The organism is Corynebacterium sp. HMSC036E10 (assembly GCF_001836265.1).
Classification (GTDB): Bacteria; Actinomycetota; Actinomycetes; order Mycobacteriales; family Mycobacteriaceae; genus Corynebacterium; species Corynebacterium coyleae.
Genome location: NZ_KV827927.1, coordinates 1 through 1948 on the forward strand (window position 1 = coordinate 1; position 1948 = coordinate 1948).

The window sequence follows — 1948 nt, forward strand, 5'->3', positions numbered from 1 at the left end:
TATGGGCTACGCATCACGCCTCACACTATTGACAGCCGCATTTGACATGCTGTCGTGCCACACGCTTGCACCGCAATCCAATAAGCGGCTTGGCTACCTTGCTGCGTCACCCCATCACTGACCTACAACGGATCAGGCCCCACGCATCACCACCAACCACACATCAAAGATGTGCATGTCGGCGGATCTGGGTGGTTAGTATCACCGCTTCGATACTGGGCGCGTATATACGGGTACGGGAATATCAACCCGTTGACCATCGACTACGCCTGTCGGCCTCGCCTTAGGACCCGACTCACCCTGGGAAGACGAACTTGACCCAGGAACCCTTAGTCATTCGGCGGATACGATTCTCACGTATCATTCGTTACTCATGCCTGCATTCTCACTCGCGTGCAGTCCACCGCTTCTTCCGATACGGCTTCACCCCACACACGACGCTCCCCTACCCATAGTAAAAACTATGCCGCGGCTTCGGCGGTGTGCTTGAGCCCCACTACATTGTCGGCGCAGAACCACTCGACCAGTGAGCTATTACGCACTCTTTCAAGGATGGCTGCTTCTAAGCCAACCTCCTGGCTGTCTTCGCGATCCCACATCCTTTTCCACTTAGCACACCCTTAGGGGCCTTAACCGGCGATCTGGGCTGTTTCCCTCTCGACTATGAAGCTTATCCCCCACAGTCTCACTGCAATGCTCAAACTTCACCGGCATTCGGAGTTTGGCTGACGTCACTAAGATGATAGTCCCGCTCGGCCATCCAGTAGCTCTACCTCCGGTAAGCACACATCACGCTGCACCTAAATGCATTTCGGGGAGAACCAGCTATCACGGAGTTTGATTGGCCTTTCACCCCTACCCACAGCTCATCCCCTCAGTTTTCAACCTAAGTGGGTTCGCGCCTCCACAACCTCTTACAGCTGCTTCACACTGGCCATGGGTAGATCACCCCGCTTCGGGTCCAGGACATGCCACTTGACACCCTCTTAGGATTCGCTTTCGCTACGACTACCCCACATAACGGGTTAACCTCGCGACATGCCGCTGACTCGCAGGCTCATTCTTCAAAAGGCACGCCATCACACACAAACGGTGCTCTGACGGATTGTAAGCGCATGGTTTCAGGAACTCTTTCACTCCCCTCCCGGGGTACTTTTCACCATTCCCTCACGGTACTTATTCACTATCGGTCACACTGGGTATTTAGGCTTACCGGGTGGTCCCGGCAGATTCACAGCAGATTTCACGAGCCCGCTGCTACTCGGGGAAAACATGATCAGACAACATATGCAACGCCTTCACGTACGGGGCTAATCACCCGCTCCGGCACGCCATCCCAGACGTTTCCGCTAACGCACACACACCATCTTGCGGTCAGGTAGCCCGCAACGATCACACCCCACAACACCGCACACGCAACCCCTACCCAGGTATCACACGCACACGGTTTAGCCTCATCCGCTATCGCTCGCCACTACACACGGAATCACAAATTGTTTTCTTCTCCTGTGGGTACTGAGATGTTTCACTTCCCCACGTCACCTCCACACAGGCTATGCATTCACCTGCAGGTAACACCACACAACTGGTGTTGGGTTTCCCCATTCGGACATCCTCGGATCAACGCACTGTTGGCAACTCCCCGAGGCTTAACGCAGCCTCACACGTCCTTCATCGGCCCAGCATGCCAAGGCATCCACCATACGCCCGTAACACAAAACAACAATTACGGTCGCTACAAAAACTGCAGACAACTCAACAAACAAAAATTACACAAAAAGAACAAGATGCTCGCGTCCACTATACAGTTCTCACACAACACACACCCCACGAAGACCAACCACCACAACAGATGATCAACCAACAATGGAATGCCACAACAAGGAACACACAATGTTGCCCCAGACACCCAACAGCATGCCAACACACCATCAATTTCATTGCTGCA

The 1948-nt window shown here is 53.6% G+C and carries 1 rRNA gene; it reads right to left on the reverse strand.

The features are described 5' to 3' along the window. Positions 1-1723, reverse strand: a 23S ribosomal RNA gene (locus HMPREF2736_RS00225); the annotation flags it as partial. Between the last annotated feature and the right edge of the window lie 225 nt (positions 1724-1948).